The 15056-nt window shown below is 58.5% G+C and carries 15 protein-coding genes; 11 read left to right on the top strand and 4 right to left on the bottom strand.

Annotation, left to right across the window (positions count from 1 at the left end; all coding sequences use genetic code 11):
* Positions 1 to 25: 25 nt before the first annotated feature.
* Complete coding sequence (locus SPHFLASMR4Y_RS09200; RefSeq protein WP_089133274.1) at positions 26 to 385, bottom strand: DUF2282 domain-containing protein; 360 nt, start codon at positions 383 to 385, stop codon at positions 26 to 28.
* A gap of 153 nt (positions 386 to 538) precedes the next feature.
* Between SPHFLASMR4Y_RS09200 and tgt the strand changes: the two genes are divergently transcribed.
* From tgt to xth, 7 genes are all read left to right on the top strand, one after another.
* On the top strand, positions 539 to 1666 hold the full coding sequence (gene tgt / locus SPHFLASMR4Y_RS09195) for a tRNA guanosine(34) transglycosylase Tgt (protein ID WP_089133273.1): 1128 nt from the start codon (positions 539 to 541) through the stop codon (positions 1664 to 1666).
* Positions 1663 to 4389, top strand: coding sequence for a bifunctional [glutamine synthetase] adenylyltransferase/[glutamine synthetase]-adenylyl-L-tyrosine phosphorylase (locus SPHFLASMR4Y_RS09190; RefSeq protein ID WP_089133272.1), 2727 nt, complete (start codon positions 1663 to 1665; stop codon positions 4387 to 4389). Before tgt ends, SPHFLASMR4Y_RS09190 begins: the two co-directional genes overlap by 4 nt.
* A complete protein-coding gene (locus SPHFLASMR4Y_RS09185; protein ID WP_089133271.1) occupies positions 4386 to 4847 on the top strand; it encodes a peroxiredoxin in 462 nt (153 codons plus the stop codon). The genes SPHFLASMR4Y_RS09190 and SPHFLASMR4Y_RS09185 overlap by 4 nt, the downstream gene beginning before the upstream one ends.
* A gap of 17 nt (positions 4848 to 4864) precedes the next feature.
* Positions 4865 to 5662 carry a ferritin-like domain-containing protein gene (locus SPHFLASMR4Y_RS09180; protein WP_089133270.1) on the top strand — a complete coding sequence of 266 codons (798 nt, stop codon included), beginning with the start codon at positions 4865 to 4867 and terminating at the stop codon, positions 5660 to 5662.
* Between the two features lie 143 nt (positions 5663 to 5805).
* A complete protein-coding gene (locus SPHFLASMR4Y_RS09175; RefSeq protein ID WP_260806925.1) occupies positions 5806 to 6465 on the top strand; it encodes a M23 family metallopeptidase in 660 nt (219 codons plus the stop codon).
* Positions 6466 to 6556: 91 nt separating this feature from the next.
* Positions 6557 to 6907 (top strand): iron-sulfur cluster insertion protein ErpA, encoded by a 351-nt coding sequence (gene erpA, locus SPHFLASMR4Y_RS09170; protein WP_089133268.1) that lies wholly within the window; start codon positions 6557 to 6559, stop codon positions 6905 to 6907.
* The gene (gene xth, locus SPHFLASMR4Y_RS09165) at positions 6908 to 7696 is read left to right on the top strand and encodes an exodeoxyribonuclease III (protein WP_089133267.1); all 789 of its coding nucleotides are present in this window, start codon (positions 6908 to 6910) and stop codon (positions 7694 to 7696) included. It abuts the gene before it with no gap.
* Between the two features lie 29 nt (positions 7697 to 7725).
* Here the strand turns inward: xth and SPHFLASMR4Y_RS09160 are convergent, their stop codons facing one another.
* Positions 7726 to 8889: an N-acetyltransferase gene (locus SPHFLASMR4Y_RS09160; RefSeq protein WP_089133266.1), complete on the bottom strand. Its 1164-nt coding sequence runs from the start codon at positions 8887 to 8889 to the stop codon at positions 7726 to 7728.
* Positions 8890 to 9032: 143 nt separating this feature from the next.
* Here SPHFLASMR4Y_RS09160 and SPHFLASMR4Y_RS09155 point away from each other — a divergent pair, with 143 nt between their 5' ends.
* Positions 9033 to 10133, top strand: coding sequence for a fatty acid desaturase family protein (locus SPHFLASMR4Y_RS09155; RefSeq protein WP_089133265.1), 1101 nt, complete (start codon positions 9033 to 9035; stop codon positions 10131 to 10133).
* A gap of 5 nt (positions 10134 to 10138) precedes the next feature.
* On the opposite strand, the gene lptG is transcribed toward SPHFLASMR4Y_RS09155, so the two are convergent.
* Together lptG and lptF are read right to left on the bottom strand one after the other, a co-directional pair.
* A complete protein-coding gene (lptG, locus tag SPHFLASMR4Y_RS09150) occupies positions 10139 to 11227 on the bottom strand; it encodes an LPS export ABC transporter permease LptG (RefSeq protein ID WP_089133264.1) in 1089 nt (362 codons plus the stop codon).
* 6 nt (positions 11228 to 11233) lie between these two features.
* Positions 11234 to 12439, bottom strand: a complete 1206-nt coding sequence (lptF, locus tag SPHFLASMR4Y_RS09145; protein ID WP_089134797.1) for an LPS export ABC transporter permease LptF — start codon at positions 12437 to 12439, stop codon at positions 11234 to 11236.
* A 132-nt stretch (positions 12440 to 12571) separates the two neighbouring features.
* On the opposite strand from lptF, the gene SPHFLASMR4Y_RS09140 reads away from it, so the two are divergent.
* Genes SPHFLASMR4Y_RS09140 through SPHFLASMR4Y_RS09130 form a run of 3 tightly spaced genes read left to right on the top strand, consistent with a single transcriptional unit; the run spans position 12572 to position 14997 of the window.
* Positions 12572 to 13054, top strand: coding sequence for a DUF2141 domain-containing protein (locus SPHFLASMR4Y_RS09140; RefSeq protein ID WP_089133263.1), 483 nt, complete (start codon positions 12572 to 12574; stop codon positions 13052 to 13054).
* Between the two features lie 35 nt (positions 13055 to 13089).
* The gene (locus tag SPHFLASMR4Y_RS09135; RefSeq protein WP_089133262.1) at positions 13090 to 14064 is read left to right on the top strand and encodes a diacylglycerol/lipid kinase family protein; all 975 of its coding nucleotides are present in this window, start codon (positions 13090 to 13092) and stop codon (positions 14062 to 14064) included.
* A 15-nt stretch (positions 14065 to 14079) separates the two neighbouring features.
* A complete protein-coding gene (locus tag SPHFLASMR4Y_RS09130; protein WP_089133261.1) occupies positions 14080 to 14997 on the top strand; it encodes a hypothetical protein in 918 nt (305 codons plus the stop codon).
* Positions 14998 to 15056 lie beyond the last annotated feature (59 nt).

Genomic DNA, 15056 nt, shown 5'->3' with positions numbered 1-15056 from the left:
CCTTCTTGTCTGTTGTTGGACAGTCTCAGCCTTCAGCCGGTGCCGCGGCTGGTGCGACCGGTGGGTCATTGTCGGCGACTTCGGTGAGCGAGCCGCCCATCGCTTCGCATTCGCCGACATCGGTGTTTTTCCAGGCATTGCCCTGGTAATCGAGGACCGAGGTGCCGGCACAGGTTGTCCCTTCACCGGCCTTGCAATCATTCTGACCGGCCAGGGCGATGCCATAGCATTTTTCCTGATCCGCTGCGGCGACTTCGGTCACTTCGCTGCTTGTTGCCTCCGCGCCTTCGCTGGCTGCCTCACTATTGCCGCCGGAGCAGGCGGAAAGAGCAGCGGCCGCAATCAATGCGGTTGCTGCGGAACCAAGTTTTGCTGCATTTGTCATAAATTACTCCCGATTAGGTCTTTGAGAATCTGCCTCCATCCTGCACAGATGTCGAAATATTCGAACAGGACGGACCATTGGTTACACCAACAGCAGGCAAACACAAAATCATGACCGTCGCATCCGGTCTCAACGTGAAAAGCGGGCAGTCCCATGGCTGAGCGCTTTTCCTTTTCCATTGCCGCTACCGACGGCAAGGCGCGGACCGGCACAATCAGCATGTTGCGCGGTGATATTCGCACGCCGGCCTTCATGCCGGTTGGCACGGCCGCAACGGTCAAGGCGCTGAAGCCGGAAACCGTCCGCGCGACCGGTGCCGATATCATTCTCGGCAACACCTATCATCTGATGCTGCGTCCCGGCGCGGAGCGGGTGGCGCGATTGGGCGGCTTGCACAAGTTCATGAACTGGGATCGGCCGATCCTGACCGACAGCGGCGGCTATCAGGTGATGAGCCTGTCTGAACTGACCAAATTGAGCGAGGACGGGGTGGAATTCCAGAGCCATCTCGATGGTTCGCGCCATATGCTGACGCCCGAACGGTCGATGGAAATCCAGCGGCTGCTGGGCAGCGATATCGTCATGGCTTTCGACGAATGCACCAAAAATGGGGCGACGCGCGAGGAGGCGCTGGCCTCGATGGAGCGTTCGATGCGCTGGGCAAAGCGATCGCGCGACGGCTTTGACAGCGGCGAAGAGCATGCGGCCAGGGCGGCCCTGTTCGGGATCCAGCAGGGCTCGCTCGACAAGGACATGCGGGCGGCCTCGGCCGAGGCGCTGATCGACATCGGTTTTGACGGCTATGCGATTGGCGGCCTGGCCGTGGGCGAAGGGCAGGAGGCGATGTTTGATGTGCTCGACTATGCGCCGGGACAATTGCCCGCCGACAAGCCGCGCTATCTGATGGGAGTCGGCAAGCCGGATGATCTGGTCGGGGCGGTCGAACGCGGCGTCGACATGTTCGACTGCGTGCTGCCGAGCCGGTCGGGTCGCAACGGGCAGGCGTTTACCGCGCAGGGACCGATTAATATCCGCAACGCCAAATTTGCCGAGGACTTGGCGCCGCTGGACGAAAATTGTGCCTGTTCTGTCTGCCAGAACCACAGCCGCGCCTATCTGCACCATCTGATCCGGGCGAAAGAGATTTTGGGCGCAATGCTGATGACCGAGCATAATATCGCTTATTATCAATCGCTGATGGCCGGTATGCGCGAGGCGATTGCCGCCGGCACATTTGCCGATTTTGCCAAAAATTTCCGCAGCGCCTATTTAAAGTCATGATCAACGGACTGCCTGCAAAAACGACCCTGCAGGATGCGCTGGATCGCGCGCGCGACCATGCGCCCTATCTCGGCATGGCGATGCAGGTGCTGCCCGAGCTGAGGGATCTGCTGGCCGAGGATAATCTCGAGGCGGCACTGGAATATGTTCACAATGCGGGACAGGGGGCCGTCAATGTCCGGCAGAAGCTGCGCTGGGAAAAGCGGGCCCTGGCGCTCACGCTCGCCATTGGTGACCTTGCCGGGCAATTGTCACTGACCGACGTGATCACGAGACTGTCGGATTTCGCAGACCGGGCGCTCGACGAGGCGCTCGCCGATATTTACGCGACCCGCTATCCGGATGCGCCTCTCGAAGGCTTCTCGGTCATCGGGCTAGGCAAGCACGGCAGCCGCGAGCTCAACTATTCGTCCGATATTGACCCGATCTTTCTTTACGATCCCGACAAGATCCCGGTGCGGGGCCGGGAAGAGCCCAGCGATGCGGCGCGGCGGATCGGCCAGCAACTGGTTGAAGCGCTCAACAGTCGCGATGCCGACGGCTATGTCTTCCGGGTCGACATGCGCTTGCGGCCATCGCCGGAAGTGAGCCCGGTGGCGTTGCCCGTCGAAGCCGCGATCAGCTATTATGAATCGAGCGCGCTGGCGTGGGAGCAGGCGGCCTATATCCGGTCGCGCGCGGCGGCGGGCGATCCCGGACTGGGGCGCTATTTTCTCGAGACGATCAATCCGTTCATCTGGCGGCGGTCGCTGGATTATGGCGCGATCAAGAATATCGGGTCGGTTACGGCGCAAATCCGCGACCATTATGCCGCCGGTCAGAAATTCGGGCCGGGTTTTGACCTGAAGCGGGGACGCGGTGGCATTCGCGAGACCGAATTCTACGCCCAGATGCACCAGTTGATCTTTGGCGGGCGTCAGCCGGACTTGCGCGCGCCAGCCACACGCGATGCCCTGGCGGCACTGGTCAAGGCGGAGCGGATCGACGGCGAAAAGGCGCGGGTACTGAGCGAATCCTATGCGCTCTATCGGGTCATTGAGCACCGGCTGCAGATGGTCAATGACCAGCAGACCCATAGCCTGCCGGAGACAGCGGAGGATCTTGACCGGGTGGCGCGGCTGCACGGTCTCGATTCCGGCCAGCAGTTGCTCGATCTTCTCGCACCGCATGTGGACGCGGTCGGCACGATTTACGATGATCTGATCGAACCGGAAGATGACCGGCGCCTGCCCCAGGATGATGACAAGCTGGCTGCGGCGATCGCGGAAAAGAATCTGATCGAGGGGGACAGTTTTCTGCAGGCGATCAGGCGCTGGCGGAGCGGCAAGGTGACTGCTTTGCGCTCTTCGGCCGCGCAAGAATCCTTCGAGGCCATATTGCCCGATCTGGTGGATGCAATCGCAACCGCACCCAATTCGACCAAGGCGCTGGCGCGGCTTGACAGCCTGATCGAGAAATTGCCGACGGCAATCAATTTCTTCCGGATATTGGAAGCGCGGCCCGCGCTGCTTGATCTGCTCGGCAAGATTCTCAGCCATGCGCCGGTACTGGCCGATGCGCTTGCGCAGCGGGCCGAGTTGTTCGATGGCCTGATCGATGCGACGGCGCTGGACCTGCCGCCCTCGGTGGACGAACTGGTCGAGCAATTTGCCCGGATGGAGCCGGGCGATGATTATCAGATGCTGCTCGACCGGGTGCGGGCCCGGGTCGGCGACAAGCGCTTCGCGCTCGGTGTACAACTGATCGAGGGTCATCATGATGCGCTGGCCATTTCGGCGGGCTATGCGCGGGTGGCAGAAGCGGCGATCCAGGTGCTGACCGACGCCACGATATCGGAATTTGAAGGGATACACGGCAAAATCCCGGGTGGAGAGTTGCTCATTCTGGCGCTGGGACGGCTGGGTGGAGAGGCGCTGACCCATGCGTCGGATCTCGATCTGATTTTCCTGTTCGACGGCGATCATAGTGCCGAATCCGATGGCAAAAGGTCGTTGGGTGCCACGCAATATTATAATCGTCTGGCCGCCCGGCTGGTGACGGCGCTGTCCGTGCCGACGGCGGCTGGCCCGCTCTACGAAGTGGACACTAGATTGCGGCCCTCGGGTACGCAGGGGCCGCTGGCTGTGACGCTGGAGAGCTTCTACAAATATCAGCGGGAAAATGCCTGGACCTGGGAACATATGGCGTTGACCCGGGCGCGACCCGTATACGGGAACAAGGCCGGACGGACGGAACTGCAGCAGGAGATTTGCGATATCCTGTGCAAGGACCGCGAACCAGAGGGGTTGCGCAAGGCGGTCCGGAAAATGCGACTGGATATCGTCGAGCACAAGCCGCCCAAGGGGCCGCTCGACACCAAGATGATGGAAGGCGGGCTGGTCGATTGGGAGTTTATCGTCCATTTCCTGCAGCTGAAAACAGGCGAGGCACTGCATCCCCAGCTTGGGGAAGCGGTGCGCGCGCTGGTATCGGCCGGCCATCTCGACAAGGACATGGTCACCGCGCATGAGCTGATGACGCGCCTGCTGGTGGCTTTGCGGCTAATGTCGCCGGATTGCGACTTTCCGCCGGAAACCAGCCGGGGCCTGATTGCCAAGGCCGCGGGACAGGAAAGCTGGGACGCGCTGCTCGATGGCTATGATCAGGCGCGGCAATGCGTTATCGACGAATGGAACAGGCTCTTGCGGCCGGACCCCGATGAAATATTAGGAGATATCATATGATCGATGTGGGCGATAAAATTCCGGACATGGAACTGGTGGCACCGGATGGCAGTCCGGTGAAGATTTCCGACTATGCCGGCAAAAAACTGGTGCTGTTTTTCTATCCGAAAGCCAGCACACCGGGCTGCACGACGGAATCGAAGGATTTTTCTGCGCTGCTCCCGGAATTTGAAAAAGCCGGTGCAGCGGTTCTGGGGATGTCGGCGGATTCGCCGAAGCGGCAGCAGAATTTTATCAACAAGCAGGAACTGACCGTCGACATTGCATCCGATGAAAGTACCGAATTTCTGGAAAAAATCGGCGTCTGGGCGGAAAAGAAAATGTACGGCAAGACCTTCATGGGGATCATCCGTTCGACTTTTTTGATCGGTCCCGACGGCACCGTGCTCCAGGCCTGGCCAAAGGTGAAGGTCAAGGGCCATGCAGAAGAGGTTCTGGCTGCGGTGCAGGCCGCTTAGCTTAGAGCGCCAGAAAAATGACCGGACAGCCAGATGTCGGCACAGCGGTGGTGCGCGTGCTGCAAACCGCCGATCCGCGCGCCAAGGTAATGGCTGCGCGCCATGCGGCCAGGGAATGGCGGCTGGGGTGGCTCGCATACGGATTTGGTGAAGCGATGCCGGACATGCCGGCGCGTCCCGAACATCCGGTCCTGATGCGCCCGCGCGACATGCCGCGGCGGGGCAAGGGAACTTCAGTGGCCCGCAGAATCGCCCTGATCCACGCGCTGGCCCATATCGAATTTGTCGCGATTGATCTCGCTTTCGACATGATCGGGCGGTTCGGCGGGCAATTTCCGCGCGAATTTACCGACGACTGGATGCGGGTCGGCACCGAAGAAGCAATGCATTTCGCTCTGCTGGACCGCAGATTGCGGGACCATGGCAGCTTTTACGGTGCGCTTCCGGCGCATGACGGGCTCTGGGACAGTGCCAAAAATACCGCTCATGATGTTTCGGCCCGGCTGGCGATCGTCCCGATGGTGCTCGAGGCAAGGGGACTGGATGTGACGCTGGAAACCGTCGAGCGGTTCAGGCAGCAGGGGGATAATCTGACGGCAAAAGTGCTGCACCGAATCTATAATGATGAAATCGTCCATGTGTCATTTGGCACGAAGTGGTTCGAATATGTCTGCAGAAAAGCCAATCAGCCCCCGCATACGCATTGGAAAAATCTCGTAAAAACCCACTTCAAAGGCGGCTTGAAGCCTCCATTTAACGACTCAGCGCGCCAGACAGCCGGTCTGACCCGAGAATATTATTCTGGCATTGAATAATTAACCCATATGAATTTACACCCGTAAACGCACAACGGGGGCGAAGGTTCCGCCAAAAATTTCAAGCCATGGATTTCATGGGTCGCAAATAAAGGTTCGTTCATTTTATGACCGAAAACATAGTAGTTTTGTTTAAGAAATCTGTGAGCAAGATCACAGCGGTTGCCCTTCTCGGATCGGCAATGATTTTTTCCACCGCTGCATCCGCTGAAGAAGCGGCAGACGCCAGTATCCCGGTAGATGTTCTCAAAAGCCAGGCAGCGGAGAGCGCGCTTGGTGAATCTGACCCCGCTTTCAAACTGATTTTCGACAAGTGGAGTGGGCAAGGGAAGAAAGAAGAGGTCAAATTGACCATTCCTTCCCGCAAGCCGGTAAAAGACTTCACATTGACCAGTTCCTACGGTTTCCGCTCTGACCCTTTCAAGGGCCGCCGCGCCAACCACAAGGGTCTCGATATGGCCGGCCCGATCGGCACACCGATTTACGCCACAGCTGATGGCATTGTCGGTCGCGCACAATGGCTGGGCGGCTATGGCAAATATATAGAAATCAACCATGGTAACGGCATCCAGACCCGCTACGGTCATATGTCGCGGCTCAACGTAGAAGCCAATGCCCGCGTCAAGAGCGGCGACCTGATCGGTTTCATGGGCTCGACCGGCCGTTCCACCGGTAGCCACCTGCATTATGAAGTGCGGATCGCCGGCGAAGCGGTCAATCCCATTCCCTTCATGCAATCGAATGATTTCCTGATTGCGCAGAAGCTGAATTCCGGCGTTGCATTGGGCGGTCCCGCGGAATAAGACGAATTTCATACCTTTGGGAGAGGGTGCATCAGGGAGCGGTCAAAGCTTAAGGCTTGCCGCTCCTTTTGATTCTCCCTATCTACATATTATGAACCAACTGCTCGCAACCACCGAACAGGATATTGTCCTGACGCCCAACGCCGCAAAACGCGTCGCGGCCATTGCCGAAAAACAGGGCAAGGCAGCCATTTTGCGGCTGGCTGTAGAAGGCGGCGGCTGCTCCGGTTTCCAATATCGCTTCGGCTTGGCAGACAATATTGAAGAGGACGATATTGCGGTAGAAGAATCCGGTGTCACTCTGGTTGTCGATGAAATCAGTCTCGATCTGGTGCGCGGCAGCGCGGTCGACTTTGTCGAGTCGCTCGGTGGCAGCGCTTTTCAGGTGACCAATCCCAACGCGGCGTCCGGTTGCGGCTGTGGCTCCAGCTTCTCGATCTAAGTGAAAATAGCCAGCTTCAACATAAACGGCATCAAGGCGCGTCTGCCGCGCCTGCTCGAGTGGCTGGAAGAAACCCGGCCCGATGTTGCCTGCCTGCAGGAAATCAAGACGCAGGATGAAGGCTTCCCCGCCGACAAGTTCGAGGAAATCGGCTATGGTGCGATCTGGCACGGCCAGAAAAGCTTCAATGGCGTCGCCATTTTGGCGCGTGACCAGGTCCCGGAGGAGGTCAAGCGTGGCCTCGACGGGGAACCGGAAGACGAGCATAGCCGTTATATCGAAGCCAATATCTGCGCTGAAGACGGCTTGAAAGTGCGCGTTTCCAGCATCTATCTGCCCAATGGCAATCCCCATCCCGGACCGAAATTTGATTTCAAACTGCGCTGGATGAAGCGGTTGCGCGCGCGCGCCGCCGAAATCTGGGCAGAAGAAGTGCCCGCCGTGCTGGCGGGCGATTATAATGTCATTCCGCGTGATAATGATGTCTATTCGGTGAAAGCGATGCAGAATGATGCGTTGATGCAGCCGGAAAGCCGCGAGGGCTATCGCCGCATATTGAACGACGGCTGGACCGATGCGCTGGGCGTGACCTATCCGGCGGGCAAGATCTGGACCTATTGGGACTATCGCAGCGGTGGCTGGCAGCGCGACCAGGGCTTTCGCATCGATCATCTGCTGCTGAGTCCGCTAGCGGCAGACCGCCTGCAAAGCTGTGGCGTCGACAAGGAGCATCGCGGGCGGGAGAAGGCCAGCGATCATACCCCGGCCTGGGTTGACCTGGATATCTGACTCGCCTGCCGGCGACGGATCATTTTAGCCTAGCTGATCGGCTTTTCGTAGATCCGATATTCGCGATTGATCGTTGCCTCAATCGCTTCGGCAATCGCTACCATTCCCTGATTATTTTCCAGTATCCAGCCAATTTCCGCGCGCTTGGTGCCAAAATTCTGTTTGGCATCGCGGCGGATATATTCGATCAGCATGAACGCCATCTGGCTGGCTAGGCGGCTATTCTGCAGTTCCTTCTTTACCCCCATGAGCGGCACACGCATCGAACTGGACTTGGGAAATTTCAGCCACCAGAGCAGCTTCGCCCAGCCGAATGGCCAAAGCGAACCGTTCATGGTCTTGAGCACCTCGTTCATGTCCGGCAATGTCATCATGAAGGCCACCGGCTCGCCTTCCAGTTCCGCAATACGGATCAGATCTTCATGGACAATTGGTTTGAGGCTTTTGCCAGCATGCTCGATTTCGTGGTCGGTCATCGGGACAAATCCCCAATTGCCCGACCAGGCGTCGTTCAGCAGATTCATGATAATCGCGGCATCGCGATTGAAATGCTTTTTGTCGACCCGGCGGATATGGAGCTTCTTGTTGCGCTCGCCCGATGCCACAATCCGCTTCACCAAAGTGGGAAAGCCATCCTCTACCGGCAGATGATAGGTAACCAGCCGCTTGGCGACGCTATAGCCGAGATTCTCTATCCAGCCCTGATAGTCCGCATTATGGTGCCCCATCATGATCATCGGGCTATGGTCGTGGCCGCGGGTCAAGAGACCGGGCTCTTCCCAGACTGACATGCTGATCGGGGCGAGTATGCGGTTCATGCCCTGGTCTTTCAGCCAAGCTTCGGCCCGATGGATCAGGGCGTGCATCACCGCTTCATCGCTCGCTTCCATCAGGCCCCAATTGCCGGTTCCGGGACCCATGCCCTGTTCGGGCGGCTGTTTCAGTGCCAGTTCGTCGATATGGGCACTGATCCGGCCAACCACCTTGCCTGCCCGCAGAGCGAGAAACAATTGCACCCGGGCATGTTCGAAAAACGGGTTTTTCCCGGGCGTGATCAGCTTGGCAACTTCGGACCTCAATGGAGGAACCCACTGCGGGTCACCGGCGTTGAGCGTGTAGGCAATATCGATGAACTGTTTGGTCTGGGCCTTGGTTGTGACAGGTTCTACGACTATATCCTGAGTGGCCGACATGTTGCATCCTTCTAAATATGCCGCTGGCTGTGGCGTTAATCGAAGCGCAATGTCAAGGGCAGGTGCGCCATTGCGGTCTTGCGCTTGCCATGATCTCGCCACGATATGTTGCTCTAGGCTAACCAACGACAATGCAGGTGATTATGAGTTCGACAACTATCTCTTCGAAAAATGCGGCAACCGCAGCGGCAGGATCGCGCCGGGTCAATGCGGCTGTGCCCGTACCCGAAGATGTCGAGCTCATTCGCACGGCGGCTAAGGTGACGCGCGATCTCAATGTGCCGAAGCCGTTGATCTACTGGTCTGATTTTATGGCCTCGGTTGCCGTGGGCTATGGATCGCTTGCCGGTGCCATCATCAGCCAGTCGACCGCTGTTGCCATCGCCTTTGGCCTGCTGGCCGTTCTGGCCTTGTACCGGGCGGGCAGCTTCATTCATGAACTCACCCATGTCCGTCGCAATGCATTGCCAGGCTTCCATTTCGCGTGGAATGCCCTGTTTGGCGTACCGATGCTCATTCCGTCCTTCATGTACGAGGGCATCCACAGCATCCACCACCGGACCAAGAAATATGGCACGGTTGAAGATCCAGAATATCTGCCGCTGGCGCTGATGAAGCCTTGGTCGGTGCCGCTGTTCGTGGTTGTCGCGGCACTGGCACCAGTGGCGCTCTTGTTCCGCTATGCGGTCCTTAGCCCGCTGTCGGCTGTGATCCCGCCGCTCCGCAAGCTGGTCGTCGAGCGCTATTCGGGGCTGATCATCAATCCCGAGTTCCGCCGCAAGCCGCCCGAAGGGGACCTGAAACGACGCTGGCTGGCCTGCGAAATCGGTGCCAGCCTCTGGGCTATCGCCTTGCTCGCCATGGTTGCAACCGACGTGATACCGCTGCGCGCGTTTCTGATCTTTCTGGCGGTGATGTCGGGCAGCGTGGTGCTGAACCAGATCCGTACGCTGGTCGCCCATCTCTGGGAAAATGACGGCCAGGAGATGAGCGTGACCGCGCAATATCTCGACAGTGTCAACGTACCGCCACCCGCCACTTTGCCGGCTTTGTGGGCGCCGGTTGGTCTGCGTTATCACGCGCTGCACCATCTGTTGCCGGGTGTGCCCTATCACAGCCTCGGTGAAGCGCACCGGCGTCTGGCGGCCGAATTGCCGAGCGAGTCCAAATTCTACCGGGCCGATCACGGCAGTCTCTGGACTCTGATTACCGGACTGGTGCGCGGCAGCGCCGGGAGAAACTGAGGCGTTTATTCCTCGGTGCGGATGAGCACCGTCTCGCCGATCAGGAAAAACAGCATGAATGGTGCCCAGGCCGCCAGAAAGGTTGGATAGGCACCGATATTCCCCATGGCGAGTGCAAAATTGTCGGCCACGAAATAGGCGAAGCCCAGTGCCATGCCGATCACAGCGCGCAGGAAAAGCTGTCCCGACCGGGCCAGCCCGAAAGCGGCGACTGCGCCCAGCAGCGGCATCAGTACAGACGACATCGGTCCGGATATCTTGTGCCACCAGCCGGCCTTGAGGCTCATTGTCGGACGCCCCGCCCGTTCGAGCTCGCCGATCGCCGTGCGCAGCGCGAATATCGACAGGCTGTCGGCATCAACATTGGTCAGCGTGAACTGGTCCGGCCGGATCGAATCGCCGATAATCAACTCGGCTTCCTTCTTTTCGACACCGCTGCTGACATCGAACCGGGTGACGTCGGTCACTCTCCAGCCCTGGCCCGTGAACCGCGCTTCCTCACCCTGCAACAGGCTTTTCAGTCCGTTCGCGGTGCGATTGTAGATGGTGACGTCCTGCAAGAGAACATCATTGCCGCGGCCGGTAACGGTCCGCGCATTGATCAGATTATTGCCATCTTTCACCCAGACATTGGTGCGGACGTTGCTTTCCGCCGGGATCGGGCCAAATTCGACTTTCTCCCATTGCGACAACCGGGCGGTCGACGGCGCGACGATGGTTTCGTTGAAGACAAAGGACAACAGCGCGACGCCCATGCTGGTGACAATCAACGGCGCAAGAATCTGGTGGGCGGAAAGACCGCCGGCCTTCATCGAGATGACTTCACTGTTCTGATTCAGGGTGGCCAGCGTGATGATCGTGCCGAGCAGGACAGAAAAGGGCAGGAAGCGGGCGACGAGCTGAGGTGCGCGCAACGAGACATAGGTCCAGAGTTCGGCTTCGCCATTGCCTTCATAGGCCATGATCTTGCCGCTTTCACCGAGCAGGTCGAGCGCCTGCAGGACCAGGACCAGCAACGCGAGCACCGCCAGCGTCCGGATGATGAACATTTTGGCCATGTAGATGGCGAGTGTACGGGATGGGAAAAAGTCCATGTCCGGCTATTCCTTCATCAATGCGCGTTTGCGATTGAAATTGAGCAGCCCCTTGAAGACGCCGCCGAATTTGGAGAACGCCTTTTCCAGCGCGCCGATCGGCTGGCCGCCGGGAACATGGGCTGCAACATGATACATCCAGATGATCAGGGCTGCGAACAGGCAGAATGGCACCCACAGGGCTATAATCGGGTCGACAAGGCCGAGGGCTCCGACATCTTCGCCATATTCGTTGACCTTGTGATAGGTCACAATCATGATGATCGACAGGAAAACGCCGAGTGCCGAGCTGGATCTTTTGGGCGGCACCGCCAGCGCCACCGCCAATAGCGGCAAGAGCAGCATCATCACGACCTCGACCATCCGGAAGTGGAAGTTGGCGCGGCTTTCATTGCGCTCGGCCACCGGGCGGTTTTCATCCTGCCCGACCCGCACCAGTTCGGGTATCGTATATTCCAGATCCTTGCCGCCGCGCGAACGGAAGGTCTCGATATCGGGCAAGTCGATCGGCAAGTCATGGTTGCTGAAGCTCAATATCCGCGGCTTTTCGTAATTGGGAGCATCGTGCACCAGCACGCCGTCGGTCAGTCGCAATATGATCGTGTCGGGATCGTCGGTAGCGAGAAACTGGCCATTTTTCGCTGTGACCGACACGGTCTGACCTTCCTTGCTCTCGGCGCGCACGAACATGCCGCTCAACCTGGTGCCATTGTCACGGCTTTCCTCGATGCGCAGGGTCATGCGATTGCCCAGATTGGTGAATTCGCCAACCTTGATCGAGGCGCCGAGGGCACCCGAACGCAATTCAAAGCGCAGTTCCTCATAATAGTAGCGGGACAGTGGCTGGATGAATCCGACCAGAGCCAGATTGACCAGCATCAGGGCGATGGTGAACAGATAGGGCACGCGGAGCAGCCGCCCATAGCCCTGTCCGACAGCGCGGAAAACGTCGAGTTCCGAACTGAGCGCAAGCTGCCTGAAAGCCAGCAGGATTCCGAGTAGCAGCCCGATCGGTATGCCGAGAGAAAGATATTCGGGGATCAGATTGGCCAGCATCCGCCAGACCACGCTGACAGGGCCACCTTCTGCCGCGACAAAATCGAAAAGCCGCAGCATTTTCTCCAACACCAGCAGCATGGCAGCGATTACTAATGTGCTGAACAATGGAACCGCGATCAGCCTTGCCAGATAACGATCAGTGGAGGTCAGCAGTTTCAACTTGTTGTCTCCCTCTCACCATGTTTTCGCCGCAAATCAAATCCATAGCAATCGGTAGATCAGGGGGCTGATTCTTGTCCGCGCCGGAGTAATGGCGCGGGTATAACGACTAGGAGTTACTACGTCATGTTGAAATTTGCGGCATCTATCGCATTCTCGACCGCTATTTTGTTATCTTCCGCCCCTGCATTCGCCGGAGGTCGCGTCATACCCAATGACATGCGGCAGTGCCAATCGGGCAAAGGTCCGGCGGTAAAAGTGGAAATCGAAGGGCTGAAAGAAGCCACAGGCAAGGTTCGCGTCCAGAGCTATCGCGGCACCAAGGACGAATGGCTGAAAAGCGGTGCGTGGCTGTCGCGTATTGAAGTACCGGCCAGCGCAAAGAACATGACTTTCTGCCTGCCGTTCAGCCAGTCGGGCGAATATGCGATTGCCGTGCGTCATGATCTCAACGGCAATGGCAAGACCGACCTGACCAGCGACGGCGGCGGCATGTCGAACAATCCGAGCATCAACATCTTCAACCTTGGCAAGCCGAGTTACAAGAAAACCAAATTTGCCATCGGCAATGAGGTTAAATCCATCCGCATCACGATGAAATATATGTGATGCATTCAGCACGCGGGACAATTTGGGGCTAATTCATGGCAAATGTCGCACTTCTTTCCAATCCTAACTCAACCGGGAACCGGTCGATTTTGCCGGAAGTGCGCTCTTATTGCGTCAAGAACAGCGATGTTTTCCATTACGAGGTGGATCATGTCGATGAAATTGCCAAGGCGCTGGAAACCATTGCCCGGGTGAAGCCGAAGGTGCTGGTGATCAACGGCGGCGATGGTACGGTACAGGCGGCGCTGACCGAATTGCACCAGGGCGGCCATTTCGGCGACAACCCGCCGCCGGTGGCCGTTCTGCCCAATGGCAAGACGAATCTGATCGCGCTTGATCTGGGTGCCGAGGGCAATCCGCTGAAAGCACTGGAACGGATTGTCGAACTGGCCAAGCATGACCTGCACGAGCATCTTGTTGACCGCGAACTGATCGCGCTGTCGGACGGCAGCAAGGATAGCAAGGTAGTGCTCGGCATGTTTCTGGGCGGGGCCGGCCTGTCGGAATTCATTCTCTATTGCCGGCACAAGATCTACCCGCTGGGCCTCCCCAATGCCGCAGCGCATGTGCTGACGGTTTTTGCTGCTCTTGCCTCCGTTCTGTTCGGGATAAAGGGCAAATTCCTGCCGAAACGGTCGACGCCCATCAAGATATCGCTGATCCGTGATGGCCAGTTTCAGGGCAATTTCGCGGTGCTGATCGTGACCACACTGGAGAAGCTGTTGCTGATGAAGCGGTCGATGCGGAACAAGAACGCGATTGGCCGGATGCAGTTTCTGGCCATTGATCACCAGGCCGGTGCCATTATGCGTTTTCTGCTGTCGGTGATTTTCGGCCGGCTGGGCAGAAAAGTACAAAAGGGCATTTATCTGGAACGCGGAGACATGATCCGCATCGAAGGCGATGGCAGCAATGTGTTGATGGACGGGGAACTTTTCTCGGCTCAGCCGGGGCAGCCGATCGTCTTGAAATCGACCAAACCAGTGTCCTTTCTTCGGCTCGCCGCCTGAGCTAGAAGCTTTCGCGTGAGCGAACTCAAGACCTTGATAGCGCAGGAACTGGCCGAGCCCGTCGACACGCGGGTGACGGCCTTTGCCGCTGCCATCGCCGCGCAATATGGCGAGGCGTCGCGGGCAGTGCTGTTTTACGGTTCCTGCCTGCGCACCACCGAGCTCGAAGGGCAGATGCTCGATTTCTACCTGATCGTCTCGGACTACGAGGCGGCTTATGGCAAAAGCTGGCTGGTGGCGGCGAACAGACGTCTGCCGCCCAATGTCTTTCCGGCAGAACATGACGGGCTGGTCGCCAAGGTGGCGGTGCTCAGCGAGGCAGATTTCCATAGACTGAACCGGATCGGCGCCAGCGCGGTCAGTGTCTGGGCCCGCTTTGCCCAACCCTCACGGCTGGTCTGGCAGGCAGATGAAGCGGCAGGGCTGCGGGCGGTCGAGGCGATCGAGGGCGCTGCGATCACCCTGTTCGACATGAGTTTCCCGATGATGGACATCGACACCGAACACAGGGTCATTGATCTCTGGAAGCGGGGCTTCGAACTGACCTACGGCGCGGAGTTGCGCGCCGAGCGGAAGGATCGCTCCGATTCCGTCGTCGATTCCGATCCCGAACGTTATGCGCGATTTGGGCCGGCCGTGATGGCGGCGATTGCCGCGCGGGATGCGGCTGGTGGCCGGGATCTCAAAATCATTGCCTCCCGCGACGCGGTCGAGAAAAGATGGCGGCAACTGCGGCGCAACGGGAAATTGCTGACGCTCGCCAGGCTGGCCAAGGCATCCGCCACCTATGCCGGCGGGATTGACTATCTGGCGTGGAAGATCAACCGCCATGCCGGAACCGATTATGTGATCAAACCCTGGCAGCGCAGATGGCCGATATTGGGCGCGCTGGTGATGTTGCCGCGGCTGATTGCCGGGGGGGCGATCAAGTGAGCCCGTCATTCTGAACCTGTTTCAGGACCCCGGGAACTCGAACCGGAAGGTGGTAGCAA

The organism is Sphingorhabdus sp. SMR4y, from assembly GCF_002218195.1.
In the GTDB taxonomy this organism is placed as follows: domain Bacteria; phylum Pseudomonadota; class Alphaproteobacteria; order Sphingomonadales; family Sphingomonadaceae; genus Parasphingorhabdus.
Note: the sequence above shows the minus strand (reverse complement) of the source record. Positions and strands in the feature narration are given on the sequence as shown.